Genomic DNA, 14,193 nt, shown 5'->3' on the forward strand with positions numbered 1-14,193 from the left:
CTGAGGCGCGTCTCGTTGCTCACTCGGTGTGGCCCGACCGGCGGAGGTACACCAGCACCGCGAGCACCCGCCGGTGGTCCTCGTCGGTGGAGGCCAGGCCGAGCTTGGCCATGATGGAGCTGACGTGCGCCTCGACGGTTCGCTCGGTGAGCCACAGGCGGCGGGCGATCCCGACGTTCGTGCGCCCCTCGGCCATCAGCCCGAGGACCTCCCGCTCCCGGGCGGTGAGGCTGCTGAGCGGGTCGTTCGGCGGCCGGTGGCCGATGAGCCGGGTGACCACCTCCGGGTCGAGCGCTGACCCGCCGGCCGCGACCCGCCGCAGCGCGTCGAGGAAGTCGTCGACGTCGAGTACGCGGTCCTTGAGCAGATAGCCGAACCGGCCGCCGGCGACCAGATCCACCGAGTGCCGGGTCTCGATGTGTTGGGAGAGCAGCACGATGCCGAGGTCCGGCCGGCGCGCCCGGATCTGGCGGGCCGCGCGGGCACCGTCGTCGGTGTGGTCGGGCGGCATCCGTACGTCGATGATGGCCAGGTCCGGCGCGGCCTCCTCGGCGGCGGCCAGCAGGCTCGGGGCGTCGACCGCCTTGCCGACCACCTCGTGCCCGGCGTCAACCAGCAACCGGGCCAGACCCTCCCGGAACAGCGTCGAGTCCTCGCCGATCACGATCCGCACGGCAGCACCGCCTCGACGAGGGTTCCGTTACCGAGCTGGCCGGCCACCGTGAGCGCACCCCCGGCGGCGGCCACCCGGTCGCCGATGCCCGCCAGCCCGCCGCCGGGTCGTACCCGGGCCCCACCGACGCCGTCGTCGCGGACCGTCACGGTCAGGTCGCCCTCGGCCCGGGAAACCCGCAGGTGTACGGCGGTGGCGCCGGAGTGCTTCACCACGTTCGTCAGCGCCTCGCTGGCCACGTAGTAGGCGGTGGTGGCGAGGTCCTCGGGGACCGGCTCGCGGCAGATGTCGAGGGTGACCGCCAGCGGCACGCCGCGGACCAGCATCGTCAGCGCGTTGGCGAGCCCCTCGTCGAGACTGGATGGCCGCAGCCCGTGCGCGATCTGCCGCAGCTCCGCGACCGCGGTGCCAAGTTCGGCGACCGCCTGGTCGAGCAGGCCGGAGACGTCGGTCTCGGGAAGGTGCCGTTGGGCGAGCCGCAGCGCCATGCCGAGGGAGACCAACCGCTGTTGGGCGCCGTCGTGCAGGTCGCGCTCCAGGCGCAGCCGCTCGGCGTACCCGGCGCGCAGCAGCCGTGCCCGGCTGGCCTCCACGTCGTGCAGGGCCCGGCGTAGCTGCAACCGCAGCCGGACCACCTCGACGAGCAGCGCGCAGGCGTCGGCGAGTTCGTGCATCAGCTCCCGGGTCGTGGTGCCGCCGCGGACGAGGACGCCGATCGGCTGGCCGCCGAGGCGGATCACGGTCGCGTCCTCGGCCGCCTCGAAGCCGTCCCCGGTCGCGGTGACCAGCTCGTTCGTGCCCGGCATCCGGTATCCGACGCGTACCTCCGGATCGCGCAGCGCCTGTCGCAGCGCCGCCTCGAGCCGCTCCGGCGCCGCCTCACCGGCGTGCATCCGATCACGGAGGTCCTCGACGGCCGCGAGCGCGGCCCGGCGGGCGGGATAGAACCGGCGGTCCACCTCGCGCTGCAACCGGACGCGCAGCGGGGACAGGGCGAGCGCGCAGACCGCGGTGGCGCCGGCCGCGGCCACCGGCGACGAACGGCCCGCCGCGACGCCGGCGACGAACATGGCGACCGTGTAGAAGGCCAGCAGCGCGGCGGTGACCAGGCCGTAGGTGACCGTGGCGCTCAGCGCCTTGTTCACGTCGTACAGGTCGTGGCGGAGGATGCCGATCGTGGTCGCCGTCGGGACCGCGACCAGCGTCGCGGCGAGTCCGAGCACCGCCAGGTCCGGCCCGTCGAGCAGCAGGTAGCTCAGCCAGCACAGCAGCAGCGTCACGGGCAGGAAGAACGCGCCGAGCGCGAACCACTTCACCTGCGCCCGGCGGACCGGGCCGGTGGCCCGCCGGTACCGCACCACCATCGCCACCGTGGACGCGACGAGCAGCGCGAGCAGCCCGGGCAGCAGGGCGACCGCGATCGGCCCCAGCAGCCGCGCCAGTGCCGGTGGCGGGGTGCCGAACGCGTGCTCGACGCCCGCGAACGGCGGCGGGAACGGGGCGGGGTCGAGACCGGTGAGCACGATGAACGCCGCTGGCACCACCAGCAGGCCGGCGGCCACCACCCGCCAGCGCCGCCCGGGCAGCAGCCGCCCGTCCGGGAAGAGCAGCATGAGCAGCGCCGCCGGCACGTAGTTGAGCATCCAGGAGCCCTGGCCGACGGTGACCAGGAGCGACGAGACCGGCAGCCGCCCCGGGCGGTGCGCCACGACGTAGGTGTAGACGTCGGTCAGGGCGACCCAGATGGCGAGCAGCCCGAAGAAGGTGAGCAGGGCACCGATCACATTGGTCGGGCGCCTCGTCACGATCAGCATGCCCAGGACCACGGAGGCGGCGGCGAGCAGGCAGGCGGTCGCGAAGTAGAGCGTCTGGCCGGTGTCGCGGCCGAGGGCCAGCAGCCAGCCGCCCGCGCCGACGAACGCGACGGCGATCGCCGTCATCGCGTACGCGACCAGCCGTGGCAACGTCATGGCCCCACGGTAGGCCGGTCACGACCCCGACGGATACGTGCCAGCACGGAGATCGCCTCCGTACCTGCCCGCACCCCCGGTCCCGGGTCCGCCCCGATGCGCTCCCCGGTGCGTCCGGCCAAGACTGCTGGCCAGGACATCCGCTCAAGGGAGGCAATCGTGAGACACACCCACAGCTTCACCGCCGGTCTCGTACTCGCCGGCCTGCTCGGCCTCGGCGACCTGGCCACCGGATTCTCCGGCGTGGGCGGTGAGGGCCAGCCGCCGGTCGCCGCCGCCGTGGTGATCACCCTGCTCGGCGCGATCACCCTCGCCGGCGCCTGGCTCGCCTGGCGCGGACGGCGCGGTGGCCTGGTCACGGTGATCGTCACCCGGATCCTGTCCGGACTCGCCGTGCTGCCGGCGTTCGGTGACGACAGCATCTCCACCGCGAACGAGGTGCTCCTCGGCGTCGGTCTCGTGGTCACCGTCGCCGCCCTGATCCTGATCTGGCCGGGCCTGCGGCGTCCGGCGGTGGCCGCGTCATGACCGCCACCCTCGACCGCGAGATCACCCTCGCGCCGGCCGACGCGCCACGCCGGGTCGGCACCGTCCTCGCGATGCTGGCCGCACCCTGGGGGTTCGTGGTCGCCAACGCCGCCTACGCCGTCGCCACCCGCACCGGCGGCAGCGACGAGACCGGCGCGGACAGCCTCGCGCTCGCCGCCGCGCATCCGGCGCTGCTGCGGGTCTCGACCATCGCGGCCCTGCTCGGCTGCCTGCTCATCATCCCGGCCACGCTCGGCGCCATCGGGTTCACCCGGATCCGGGCGAACCGGCTCGGCCTCGTCGGCGGATCACTCATGATCGGCGGGTACGTGGCGTACTTCGGTGCCGTGATGGGGGGCTTCGTCACCCTGGCCATGGCCGAACGCGGCGGCCCCACCGGCGACTACGCCGCGGTGCTGGACGCCGGCTCCGAGGCCGCGATCCCGTTCCTGCTGCTCTTCGTGGTCGGCAACATCCTCGGCACCCTGCTGCTCGGCATCGCCCTGCTACGCGCCCGGACCGCGCCGACCTGGGCCGCGGTCGCCATCTGCTGCTGGCCGGCGCTGCACGTGACCGGCCTGATCGCCGGCACCGAATGGTTCGAGGTCGCCGGCGCCACCCTCCAGGCCGCCGGCTTCGCCGCCCTGGCGCTCCGGCTGGCCCGCACCGCCTGACCGCTGGCCGGCATCCCGATCATTGGGGGTGCCGGCCAGCGGCAAGGGCGGTGTTGAATGTAGACAATCGTGCTGTCGGAGGTGGGGCGTGACCGAACTCTCGCTGCTGATCGAGCCGGCGGCGCCGCTGCCCGCCGAGCGGATCGACGGGCTGGCCGCCGGGCTCGCCGACGACCTGCGGGCGGTACGCGGGCTGCGGGTCGCGTACGCCCAGGCGCCGGCCGCCGGACCCGGCAAGTCGGCGCAGGCGTGGGAGCTCGGCATGCTGGTCGTCGGCGGTCTCTTCTCCGCGACCACCATGGGGGCCCTGGCCCAGATCGTGGTGGCGTACGCCGACCGGGTGAAGGCCCGGTCGATTCGGGTTCGCAACGGCGACCGGGAGGTCGTGGTGACCGGCGACACCCGGATCGATCCGGCCGTGTTGGACCGGTTGACGCAGCTTCTCGGCGCACCGTCCGGCCCGGCGCCATCCGGTTCGCCGGCGGACGGCGGGAGCACCGGCGCCCGGAGCTGATGGTGGGACAGCGACGTGCGCTCCTGATCGCCAACGACCGCTACATCGACGAGTCCCTGGCGGACCTGTACGCGCCCCGCGAGGAGGCGCGTGACCTGCTCAGTCTGCTGGCCGACGCCGACGTCGGCGCGTTCGACCAGACGGTGCTGCTGGAGAACGAGTCCAAGAGCTCGATCGAGCGGGCGATCGAGGCGATGCTGCGGGCGGCCGGCCCGGAGGACCTTCTCCTGCTCTACTTCTCCGGCCACGGTGTGCGCAGCAGCAAGCGGGGGCGGCTGCACCTGGCGGTGGCCAACACCGAGCTCGACCACCTCTCGTCGACCGCGATCTCCGCGTCGTTCGTCCGGGAACTCCTCGACGAGTCGGACGCGGCCAGCTCGGTGCTCCTGCTCGACTGCTGCTACAGCGGCGCGTTCGAGGGCCACGGCCTGAAGACGACGGACGACCTGGCGATCGATGGCGAGCTGAAGACCGGGTACGGCCGGTACGTCATCACCGCGACCAACTCGGTGGAACGGGCCGACGACGGGCGGCCCGCCTCGGGCACCGCGCCGCGGCTGCGCTCGGCGTTCACCGAGACGATCATCCAGGGGCTGAGCACCGGCGCGGCGGACATCACCGGCCAGGGCCGGATCACCCCCGACGACCTGTGGCGGTACGTCCACCTCGAACTGCCCAAGCGGTCGGCGCAGACGCCGTGCCAGTTCGGCAGCGCCAGCGACGAGATCCACATCGCCATGTCCCGCGAGGGTCACCACCGGCAGCGCCGCCGGCAGGACCAGCGGGGGCCGCGTCTCGGCGACCTGCTCGGGCCGCTCGAACCAGCCGACGACGTGAAGCTCTGCGCGACCGACTGGCGGCGGCGCGGACTGCTCAAGGTGCCCGTCGGGCAGGCGCAGCGGATCGACCAGCCGGCCGGCGAGCCGGTCTGGCTCGACCTGGCCTCCGCCGAGGGACACCTGCTGGTGGTCGGGCGGGCGGGCACCGGCAAGACCAGCCTGCTGCGCACCATCATCGGTGGGTTGGCGCTGACCCACTCGGCCGACGAGGTGGCGTTCAACTGCCTGGAGTCGGGCGGGAACTGGCTCGGGCCGATGCGGCGCCTGCCGCACGTCCGGGCCGTCGTCGGTGACGACGAGGTGGGCGACGTGGGAGCGCTGCTCGACAAGCTGGAGCAGGACGTCCTCGACCGGAAGCAGCTGTTCCGCCGCTACAACCTGGAGTCGCCCACCAGCCTGCGGGCCCGGCGCGCCACCCTCGACGCCGGGCCGTGGCCGGACGTGTTCCTGGTCGTCGACCGCTGGCACGACTTCACCACGCTGCTGCCGGACTTCGCCACCCGGGTCGTCGAGCTGGCCAACAAGGGCCTCGGCTACGGGGTCCACGTGGTCATCGCCGAGCGGAGCTGGCGGAGCATCCCGGAGGACCTGCGGGAGTTGCCCCAGATCCGGATCGAGACCCGGTTGTCGCAGCCGCAGGAGTCGTTGGTCGGCCCGGATCAGGCGATGCGACTGCCGGCCAACATGCCGGGCTGGGCCATCCACGGCCGGCGTACGTTCCGCATCGCGTTGCCCGACCTGACGCCCGCCGACCGTGACGTGGAGCTGGACCCCGAGGCCGGGGCGGCCGACGGTGGCGGGACGCTGGTGTCGGTGATCGCCGAGGCGTGGAGTGCGGCCGGCGACCGGTCGGGCCTGCCGTCGCAGGTCACGGCGCAGGCGGACGAGGCGCTGTTCGTCCTCGGCGTGCCGGATCGGGCGGCGCTGTGGCGGTTCGAGGGGCGGCACACCCCGCTGGGCCCCGACCACCTGCGGGTGCCGCTGGGTTTCGACGAGCGGGGCGAGCCGGTGCTGCTCGACCTGAAGGAGCCGGCCCGGGACGGCATGGGCCCGCATGGTCTGCTGGTCGGGGCGCCGGGTTCCGGCAAGAGTGAGCTGCTGCGTGCCCTCGTGGCCGCGCTGGTGGCCCGGCACTCCTCGGCGGAGCTGAACCTCGTCCTCGTCGACTTCAAGGGCGGGGCGGCCTTCGCGCCGTTCGCCGCGCTGCCGCACGTGAGCGCGGTGATCACCAACCTTTCCGAGGATCTCACGCTGATCGACCGGCTGGCGGACGCGCTGACCAGCGAACTGCTCCGCCGGCAGGAGCTGCTGAGCAGCGCCGGCAACTACGCCAACCGGTGGGACTACGAGCAGGCGCGGGCGGCCGGCGCCGACCTGCCGCCCCTGCCGACCCTGCTGGTCGTCTGCGACGAATTCTCCGAGCTGCTCGTCGCGCGGCCCGAGTTCAGCGAGGTCTTCGTGCAGGCGGTCCGGGTGGGCCGGGCCCTCGGCGTGCACCTGCTGCTGGCCAGCCAGCGGCTGGAGGGGCGGCTACGCGGGCTGGAGAGCCACCTGTCGTACCGGATCGGGCTGCGTACCTTCTCGGCGAGCGAGAGCCGGGCGGTGCTCGGGGTGCCCGACGCGTACGCGCTGCCCGCCGCCCCGGGGCACGGCTACCTGAAGGCGGGCGTGACGATGACCGCGTTCCGGGCCGCGTACGTCTCCGGCCCGGCGGCGACGGGCGACGCGGAGGTCGGCGTACCCCCGGAGCTGGCCGGTCGCAGCACGCTCGACGTGCTGGTCGCGCGGCTGCACGGTCGGGGCGTCCCCGCCCACCAGATCTGGCTGCCGCCGCTCGGTGAACCGCCGACGCTCGACGAACTCCTGCCGCCGTTGCTGGTCGACCCGGCCCGGGGCCTCAGCGGCGGCCCGCCGCGGTCCGCGCTGGCGGTGCCGATCGGCCTGCTCGACGAGCCCCGTGCACAGCGCCGGGAGCCGCTGGTGCTGGAGCTCGGGGGCAGCGCCGGGAACGTCGGTGTGGTCGGCGCGCCGCTGTCCGGCAAGAGCAGCACGGTGCGGACCCTGGTGGCGTCGTTGGCGTTGAGTCACACCCCGCGCGAGGTGCAGTTCTTCTGCCTCGACCTCGGCGGCGGCGCGCTGCGGAGCCTCGGTCGGCTGCCCCACGTCTGCGGGGTGGCCGGGCGGCGTGACGCCGAGGCGGTCCGGCGGTCCGTCGCCGAGGTGGCCGCGCTGCTCGACGAGCGGGAGCGGCGCTTCACCGAGCACGGTGTGGGCTCGATGGCCGCCTACCGGGCGCTGCGCGACTCCGGGAAGGTCACCGACGACCCGTACGGGGACGTCTTCCTCGTGGTGGACGGCTGGGGCGCCCTACGTCAGGAGTACGAGGAGTTGGAGGAGGTGGTCACCGGCATCGCCCAGCGCGGGCTCGCGGTCGGCGTGCACGTCGTGCTCACCGCGGTGCGGTGGTTCGAGTTCCGGTCCACCCTCCGGGACCTGCTCGGCACCAAGCTGGAGTTGCGGCTCGGTGACCCGACGGAGTCGGAGTTCGACCGGCGGGCGGCGGCAACCGTACCCCGGTCCGCGCCGGGTCGGGGGCTGACGCCCGACCGGCTGCACTTCCTGACCGCCCTGGCCCGGATCGACGGCCGCGGCGACGTAGCGGATCTGACGGAGGCGGCCGCCGCGCTGGCGGACCGGGTCGCGGCGGCGTGGCCGGGCGAACCGGCCCCACCGGTGCGGCTACTGCCGCGCCAGCTTTCGGCCGCCGAGCTGGACGAGGTACGCGACCCGACGGCGACCGGGCTGCCGATCGGGCTGGACGAGGCGGACCTGGCCCCGGTCCATCTCGACTTCGACCGCGAACCGCACCTGATCGTCTTCGGTGACGCCGAGTGCGGGAAGTCCAACCTGTTGCGGTTGGTCGCCCGACAGATCATCAGCCGGTACTCGCCGGAGCAGGCCCGGCTGATGGTCGCGGACTACCGCCGGAGTCTGCTGCACGCCGTCGAGGGGGAGTACCTGCTGCACTACGCCGCGGCGCGGCCGGCCTTCGTCGAGGGACTGGATCAGGTCCGGCAGGCGATGGAGCGGCGGCTGCCCGGGCCGGACGTCTCGTACGACCAGTTCCGGGAGCGCTCCTGGTGGCAGGGGCCGGAACTCTTTCTCCTGGTGGACGACTACGACCTGGTCGCCACCGGTGGGACCAACCCGCTGAGCGTGCTGCACGAGTTGCTGCCGCACGCCCGGGACATCGGCCTGCACCTGATCGTCGCCCGCCGGGTCGGCGGGGCCGCGCGGGCGCTCTACGAGCCGGTGCTGCAACGCCTGCGCGAGCTGGACTCGCCGGGTCTGCTGATGTCGGGCAGCCGGGAGGAGGGGCCGCTGCTCGGTGGGCTGCGACCGCAGCCGATGCCGCCGGGGCGCGGCACGCTGGTCCGCCGGCGGGACGGCAACCGGGTGGTCCAGACCGCCTGGTCGCCGCCCGAGCCGGAGTGACTGTTCGCCGACTGTCGGGGGAGGGGCGGGGTTCGGTGGGGGCGGTTGGCGTACGGGCGTTGAGGTTGGTCCTGGCTGTCGTCGTGGGCACCCTGATGATCGGCGGCGGGCTCCTGCTCGACGCCCGGCTGACCGAGGCGATCGACAAGCGGGTGCGGGTCGGCGCCGAGACGACCGGCCGGGTGGTCCACGTGGAACGGTTGCAGATCAGTGGTTCGTTCGCGGCTACGCGGGTGACCGTGGAGTACGTGATTGACGGCGTGCGGCACCGGGAGCGGTTCTCGAGCGAGCTCAACAAGCGCCGGTTCGAGGTCGGGGAGGTGCTCTCGGTGCGGGTCGACCCCGCGGATCCGACCAGGGCCGCCATCCCGGACGGATACGCGACGGAGGACCTGCTCCTGCAGGCGCCGACCGTCCTGGAGGGCTTCGGCCTCGTGGTCATCATGATCTCGCTCGCGCTGATCCGGAGCGGGCCCGCCCGGGCCGTGTAGCACGAGAGACCAACCGCCGAAGCAGCGTCAACTGAAGATTGACGGAAGAGGGTCGTCAACCTATGGTTGACGCATGACGGATCCCGTGAAGATGACCCACCCGGTACGCCTCGACGACCTGATCGAGGGCATCAAGAAGTCGCACACCGACGCGCTGGACCAACTCACCGACGCCGTCCTGGTCGCCGACCACCTGGGCGACATCGCCGACCATCTGATCGGACACTTCGTCGACCAGGCCCGACGCTCGGGCGCCTCCTGGACGGAGATCGGCCGCAGCATGGGGGTCAGCAAGCAGGCTGCCCAGAAGCGCTCCGCCGCCAAGGCCGAGACGGCGGCTGCCCTGGACCCGAACGCCGGGTTCGGCCGGTTCACCCCGCGCGCCCGTAACGTGGTGATGGCCTCACAGGAGGAGGCGCGTTCCGCCGGTAACGCCGAGATCGTCCCCGGGCACCTCGCCCTCGGCCTGTTCGTCGACCCGAACGCGCTCGCTCCCCGCCTGATCGAGGCCGCGGGCGTGTCCGCGGAGCGGTTCCGGGAGGCGGTCACCGCGACCCTGCCGGCGAAGGCCGAGCGGGTCCCGGACCTGATCCCCTACGACGCGCGGGGCAAGAAGGTGCTGGAGCTGACGTTCCGGGAGGCGCTCCGGCTCGGCCACAACTACATCGGCACCGAGCACATGCTGCTCGCCCTGCTCGAAGAGGAGGACGGCGACGGCGTGCTCACCGGCCTCGGGCTGCAGAAGGACACGATGGAGGCCGCGATCGCCGGCGCGTTGGCCGAGATCGCCCGGAAAATGGCCTGACCACGCCAGGCCGGGCACGCGCCGCAGGGTGCGTGCCCGGAATCGGGACGTCAGTCGACGGCGGGGAAGCCGTACCGGGCGGCGTGCTCCGGGTCGGCCGGGTCGACCTGGCGGATCCCGGCGTCGGCGAGGCGCTTGTTCACCTCGTCGAGGCGCTCGCGCACCAGCCGCGCCTCCTCCTCGGTGACCCGGCCGCGGTGCGGCTTCCCGGCGTGCTCGATGGTGCCGTAGTCGACCTTCTCCGCGCTCCGCCGCGTCTTCGGCGGCCGAACCCGCTCCGCGGTACGCAGCAGCTGCGCCATCGGCACGTCGGTGGCCATGGCGTCGAACTCGCTGGCGGTCAGCACCACCCGGCGCGGCTCGTCCCCGCCGTGCCGGTCGTGGATCTCCACCACGGCCACGTCCAGCGCCGCGTCGTCGATGCTCTCCACCTCGACGGGTGTGGCATCCAGCTGCACGGGCCCGGCGACGAGGTCAGGGTGCTCCAGCACGACGACCTTGACCACCTCGTCGTCGGGGCCGAGCAGCTGGCCGGTGAAGTCGGAGACGTGGATCGTCTTCTTGCCCATGCGCGGAGCTTCTCCTGTCGTAGGCCGGGATTTCGGACCAGACGACGCTACCCGACACCTGTGCGAAAGAACGCGGTGGAGCAGCCCCGGGTGTGTCGCCGCTGCCGGCCGACGATGGGGCGTCAGCGGGTGTTGAGGCCGTGCCGGGTAGCGGCTTCGGTGGGCAGCGCGTTCAGCGCGGCCCAGGAGAGCGGCCCGGTCCGGGCTTCCCGGTACCGGGGCTGTGCCGGACGCCGCTCGGTTTCTCCGGTGGCTGGCCAGTTTCGCTCGGCGTCCTGCTGATACCGGTCGGCTGGCTGTTTCGGCATGACAATTACCGTCCCACGAAAAGTTGTACATGTATGGAAATGAATATGACGTGGGATCGGTGGGTCAGGTTCCCGCCGGCGGGCCGCAAACCCGCCGCCGGATGGTCAGTGACGTAGCGTGTGGATGAGGGTGAGCACCTGGCGGGTCACCGGGCGCAGCACCCGCAGCCGGGACAGCCCCATCAGCCGGTCCACCAGCGGCACCGCGCCGTCGATCAGCTGTTTCGTCTTCACCTGATCCGGCGAGCGGTCGTGCACCCAGTAGAGGACCACACCCATGTACGCCAGCCACAGCAGCTCCGGCAGTTCCGGGCGCAGTTCGGGGTCCACCCGGGCGGTGGAACCCTCCAGCGCCTCCCGGAACAGCGCGATCGCCGCCTCGCGAGGTTCCGATGACTCCGACGAGAACGGGCTGAGCGGCGAGGTCGGTTCGGCCGCGGTCTTGAAGAAGCTGGCGGCGAACGAGTGGTACGGCGTCAGCACGTCGACGCCGGCGTGCAGCACCCCGGCCAGCCGGGCGGCGAAGTCCCGCTCCCGGGCGAGCACCGGCGCCGCCGCGGCCCGGTGTTCGTGCTGGGTGTCGGTGTAGAACCCCTGGATCAGGTGTTCCTTGGAGCCGAAGTAGTAGTAGGCGTTGCCCACCGCCACGCCGGCCTCCTGGGCGATCGCCCGCATGGTGGTGCGCGCGTAACCGCGCTCGCGGAACAGCCGCATCGCGGTGTCCAGGATCAGTTGCCGGGTCTGCTCACCCCGGGCGGTCGCCCCGGTGGTCGGGCCACCCGCACCGGTCGCCGCAGTCTGCTCGGTCATCGTCTTCACCGTATCCCGGGTCCGGCCGCGGCTCGCGGACCAGTTCGCGTACCGAGGAGGCGGTCGCCACCATCCGCCGGGCCAGCGGCAGCAGGTGCGGGCGGGCCAGCCGCTCGGCCGTGGACCGGTGGTCGGCCAGCGCCCACAGGCAGGCGAACCAGGCGCCGTCGCCGGCGTACACCGCGCCGGTGTCGGCCACCACGGTCAGGTCCCGCAGCGTCGCGTCGTGGTCGAGCCCGGGGAAGCGCCGCCGGGCCTCCGCCGAGCCGGCCGGCACGAACTCCAGGGGTACGAGCTGGGCGCGGGACGCGAGCCACTGCCGGGCGGCCCGGCACATCGGGCAGTGCGCGTCGTAGAGGACGGTGAACCAGCGGATCCCACTGGCCCCGTGCCCGGTGGGATCCGCTGGGTGCCCGCCCGGCCCGACGGTCACGGCGTCGGCGTCGGGCCGGTGGACGATGCGGGACCGCCGGCCGGGATCGGCCCGGTGGGGCCGCCCGGCCTGGGGCCGGGTGGTACGGGCAGGTAGCCCACCGGGGCGAGCGGGGGATGGGCGGTTGCCTGCTGGCGGAGCCGGCCACGGCGGTACCGGCCGAGCGCGAAGACGTTGAAGAAGTGCAGCGCGCCGAGCACCAGCAGCACCAGGCCGACCTTCATGGACAGTTCCTCCAGCGCCTGGCTGGTGGTGCCGACCGGTCCGGCCTCCTTCATCGCCACCGTCACGTAGCCGAGGTTGAGCAGGTAGAAGCCGACCACCAGGAGGCTGTTGACGGCATCCGCCAGCCGCTTGTCGGAGAAGACGTCCTCCAGGAAGACCAGCCCGTTGCGGGAGAGCGCCCTGGCCACCCAGACGGTCAGACCGATGCTGACCGCGAGGTAGGTCAGATACATCCAGACCTTCACGTCCATCTCGTCGCCCTTCTTGAACACGTTCAACTTTAGGCCGGGCTCAGCGTACGACAGGTTTTGAACGCGTTCAAGAGGGGGTGGCGCGCGATGCCGGCGCCCGGTGGCTCAGCTGGACAGGCCGAGCACCTGCGCCGCCGCCCGGCCGTTGGCGTGGCTGGCGCCGTACGTGGTGACGAAGGCGCGGGCCCCGGCGGGACGCCAGGCGCCCGGCCAGCCCATCTCCACCACCGTCACCGGATGCGCGGCGGCCAGCGTCTCGACCAGTTCCCGCGCCCCGGGCAGCCGGTGCAGGTGGCGGCCGACCAGCACGATCGGCCGGTCGCCGGCCCGCCCGCGCAACTCGTCCGGATCGGTCTCACCGGCGACCGCGCGGACCTCCTCGGCCCCGGCGAGGTGCGGGCCCAGCCCCCACGGCACCCGCCCCTCGGCGATGGTGGAGGTGGCGTGGACCTGCACCACCAGCGGCGCGGTCAGGCCGGAGACGTCGCCCTCGACGCGTACCGCGCGCAGCGCCGCGGCGTAGCCGAGCCCGTCGGGCGTGCTGGCCGGGGTGCCGGCGGCACCGGTCCAGGCGGCCAGCTCGGCGGCTCGCCCGGCCGCCTCCTCGACCCGGCTCCGGTCCAGCCGGCCGTCGCCGAGCGCGCCGATGATCTCCTCGACCACCAGTTCCACCAGGCCGGCGTCGACCTTCGCGCCGATGCAGAGCAGGTCCGCCCCGGCGGCCAGGGCGCGTACGGCGGCCGGACCGACGCCGCCCGCGGCCAGCGCGGCCCCCTTCATCTCCAGCGCGTCGGTGACCACGGTGCCGGTGAAGCCGTACTCGCCCCGCAGCAGGTCGACCAGGACCGGACGGCTGAACGTGGCCGGTCCGTCCCCGGTCAGCGCCGGCACCCGGATGTGCGCGGTCATGATGGCGCGTACCCCGGCGTCGATGACCGCGGCGAACGGCGGCAGGTCGCGCTCGCGGAGCACCGCCGGGGGCGCGTCGACGGTGGGCAGCTCGTAGTGGGAGTCGGCGACGGTCGCGCCGTGCCCGGGGAAGTGCTTGGCGCAGGCGGCCACCCCGGACGACTGGAGGCCGGACACCGCGGCGGCGGAGTGAGCGGCCACCCGGGCCGGGTCGGCGCCGAACGAGCGGGTGCCGATCACCGGGTTCTCGTCGGCGGTGTTCACGTCGACGGTGGGAGCCAGGTCGACCGTGATGCCGAGCGCCGCGAGTTCCGCCCCGATCGCCGCGTACACCCGGCGGGTCAGCGGCACGTCGTCCACCGCGCCGAGCGCGGCGTTGCCGGGGTACGGGCTGCCGGTGGCGTGCGCCAGCCGGGTGACGTCGCCGCCCTCCTCGTCGATCGCGATGATCACGTCGGGTCGGCCGGCGCGCAGCGCGGCGGTGGTCGCCGCCACCTGGGCCGGGTCGTGGATGTTGCCGCCGAACAGCGTGTGCCCGGCGAGTCCCTCGGCGAGCAGATCCACCGCCCAGTCGGGCGGGACCGGGCCCGGGTACGCGGCCAGCAGCGTGCCCAGTGCCAGCCGCCGGAGTCCTGGATCCTGCCCCACGAGTCTCCCCTTTCCCTGCCGGGTCGTCCGACGACTCCGGATCGGGGCGGC

The 14,193-nt window shown here is 73.4% G+C and carries 14 protein-coding genes; 6 read left to right on the forward strand and 8 right to left on the reverse strand.

The window, feature by feature from the left end; all coding sequences use genetic code 11:
• Window positions 1-19 precede the first annotated feature (19 nt).
• Together ACIRG9_RS02695 and ACIRG9_RS02700 are read right to left on the reverse strand one after the other, a co-directional pair.
• Window positions 20-673 carry a LuxR C-terminal-related transcriptional regulator gene (locus ACIRG9_RS02695; RefSeq protein WP_402849108.1) on the reverse strand — a complete coding sequence of 218 codons (654 nt, stop codon included), beginning with the start codon at window positions 671-673 and terminating at the stop codon, window positions 20-22.
• Window positions 661-2,643 carry a sensor histidine kinase gene (locus ACIRG9_RS02700; protein ID WP_402849111.1) on the reverse strand — a complete coding sequence of 661 codons (1,983 nt, stop codon included), beginning with the start codon at window positions 2,641-2,643 and terminating at the stop codon, window positions 661-663. Before ACIRG9_RS02700 ends, ACIRG9_RS02695 begins: the two co-directional genes overlap by 13 nt.
• 159 nt (window positions 2,644-2,802) lie before the next feature.
• Here ACIRG9_RS02700 and ACIRG9_RS02705 point away from each other — a divergent pair, with 159 nt between their 5' ends.
• The 6 genes from ACIRG9_RS02705 (at window position 2,803) to ACIRG9_RS02730 (ending at window position 9,989) form a co-directional block, all read left to right on the forward strand.
• Complete coding sequence (locus ACIRG9_RS02705; protein ID WP_402849114.1) at window positions 2,803-3,171, forward strand: hypothetical protein; 369 nt, start codon at window positions 2,803-2,805, stop codon at window positions 3,169-3,171.
• A complete protein-coding gene (locus tag ACIRG9_RS02710) occupies window positions 3,168-3,845 on the forward strand; it encodes a hypothetical protein (protein ID WP_402849116.1) in 678 nt (225 codons plus the stop codon). Before ACIRG9_RS02705 ends, ACIRG9_RS02710 begins: the two co-directional genes overlap by 4 nt.
• A gap of 88 nt (window positions 3,846-3,933) precedes the next feature.
• Entirely contained in the window at window positions 3,934-4,359 is a 426-nt protein-coding gene (locus ACIRG9_RS02715; RefSeq protein WP_402849119.1) for a hypothetical protein, read from the forward strand.
• A 2-nt stretch (window positions 4,360-4,361) separates the two neighbouring features.
• Window positions 4,362-8,693, forward strand: a complete 4,332-nt coding sequence (gene eccCb, locus ACIRG9_RS02720; RefSeq protein WP_402849122.1) for a type VII secretion protein EccCb — start codon at window positions 4,362-4,364, stop codon at window positions 8,691-8,693.
• A gap of 59 nt (window positions 8,694-8,752) precedes the next feature.
• Complete coding sequence (locus tag ACIRG9_RS02725; protein WP_402849125.1) at window positions 8,753-9,184, forward strand: DUF3592 domain-containing protein; 432 nt, start codon at window positions 8,753-8,755, stop codon at window positions 9,182-9,184.
• 73 nt (window positions 9,185-9,257) lie between these two features.
• Window positions 9,258-9,989, forward strand: a complete 732-nt coding sequence (locus ACIRG9_RS02730) for a Clp protease N-terminal domain-containing protein (RefSeq protein WP_402849128.1) — start codon at window positions 9,258-9,260, stop codon at window positions 9,987-9,989.
• Between the two features lie 50 nt (window positions 9,990-10,039).
• On the opposite strand, the gene ACIRG9_RS02735 is transcribed toward ACIRG9_RS02730, so the two are convergent.
• The 6 genes from ACIRG9_RS02735 to ACIRG9_RS02760 form a co-directional block, all read right to left on the reverse strand.
• The gene (locus ACIRG9_RS02735; RefSeq protein WP_402849130.1) at window positions 10,040-10,558 is read right to left on the reverse strand and encodes a hypothetical protein; all 519 of its coding nucleotides are present in this window, start codon (window positions 10,556-10,558) and stop codon (window positions 10,040-10,042) included.
• A 122-nt stretch (window positions 10,559-10,680) separates the two neighbouring features.
• Complete coding sequence (locus ACIRG9_RS02740) at window positions 10,681-10,866, reverse strand: DNA repair protein (RefSeq protein WP_402849133.1); 186 nt, start codon at window positions 10,864-10,866, stop codon at window positions 10,681-10,683.
• A 105-nt stretch (window positions 10,867-10,971) separates the two neighbouring features.
• Window positions 10,972-11,676: a TetR family transcriptional regulator gene (locus tag ACIRG9_RS02745; RefSeq protein WP_402849136.1), complete on the reverse strand. Its 705-nt coding sequence runs from the start codon at window positions 11,674-11,676 to the stop codon at window positions 10,972-10,974.
• Window positions 11,612-12,109: a thiol-disulfide oxidoreductase DCC family protein gene (locus ACIRG9_RS02750; protein ID WP_402849138.1), complete on the reverse strand. Its 498-nt coding sequence runs from the start codon at window positions 12,107-12,109 to the stop codon at window positions 11,612-11,614. Before ACIRG9_RS02750 ends, ACIRG9_RS02745 begins: the two co-directional genes overlap by 65 nt.
• Window positions 12,106-12,606, reverse strand: coding sequence for a hypothetical protein (locus tag ACIRG9_RS02755; RefSeq protein WP_402849141.1), 501 nt, complete (start codon window positions 12,604-12,606; stop codon window positions 12,106-12,108). The genes ACIRG9_RS02750 and ACIRG9_RS02755 overlap by 4 nt, the downstream gene beginning before the upstream one ends.
• Before the next feature lie 84 nt (window positions 12,607-12,690).
• Window positions 12,691-14,142, reverse strand: a complete 1,452-nt coding sequence (locus tag ACIRG9_RS02760) for a glycoside hydrolase family 3 N-terminal domain-containing protein (RefSeq protein WP_402849143.1) — start codon at window positions 14,140-14,142, stop codon at window positions 12,691-12,693.
• Between the last annotated feature and the right edge of the window lie 51 nt (window positions 14,143-14,193).

Origin of the sequence: Micromonospora sp. NPDC093277, assembly GCF_044765245.1 — a bacterium.
Classification (GTDB): domain Bacteria; phylum Actinomycetota; class Actinomycetes; order Mycobacteriales; family Micromonosporaceae; genus Micromonospora.

Excerpts from the sequence above, each read along its gene's own strand:
- ACIRG9_RS02700 (WP_402849111.1), bottom strand. The coding sequence starts at position 2,643 with ATGACGTTGCCACGGCTGGTCGCGTACGCGATGACGGCGATCGCCGTC.
- ACIRG9_RS02710 (WP_402849116.1), top strand. The coding sequence starts at position 3,168 with ATGACCGCCACCCTCGACCGCGAGATCACCCTCGCGCCGGCCGACGCG.
- ACIRG9_RS02730 (WP_402849128.1), top strand. The coding sequence starts at position 9,258 with ATGACGGATCCCGTGAAGATGACCCACCCGGTACGCCTCGACGACCTG.
- ACIRG9_RS02735 (WP_402849130.1), bottom strand. The coding sequence starts at position 10,558 with ATGGGCAAGAAGACGATCCACGTCTCCGACTTCACCGGCCAGCTGCTC.
- ACIRG9_RS02740 (WP_402849133.1), bottom strand. The coding sequence starts at position 10,866 with ATGCCGAAACAGCCAGCCGACCGGTATCAGCAGGACGCCGAGCGAAAC.
- ACIRG9_RS02745 (WP_402849136.1), bottom strand. The coding sequence starts at position 11,676 with ATGACCGAGCAGACTGCGGCGACCGGTGCGGGTGGCCCGACCACCGGG.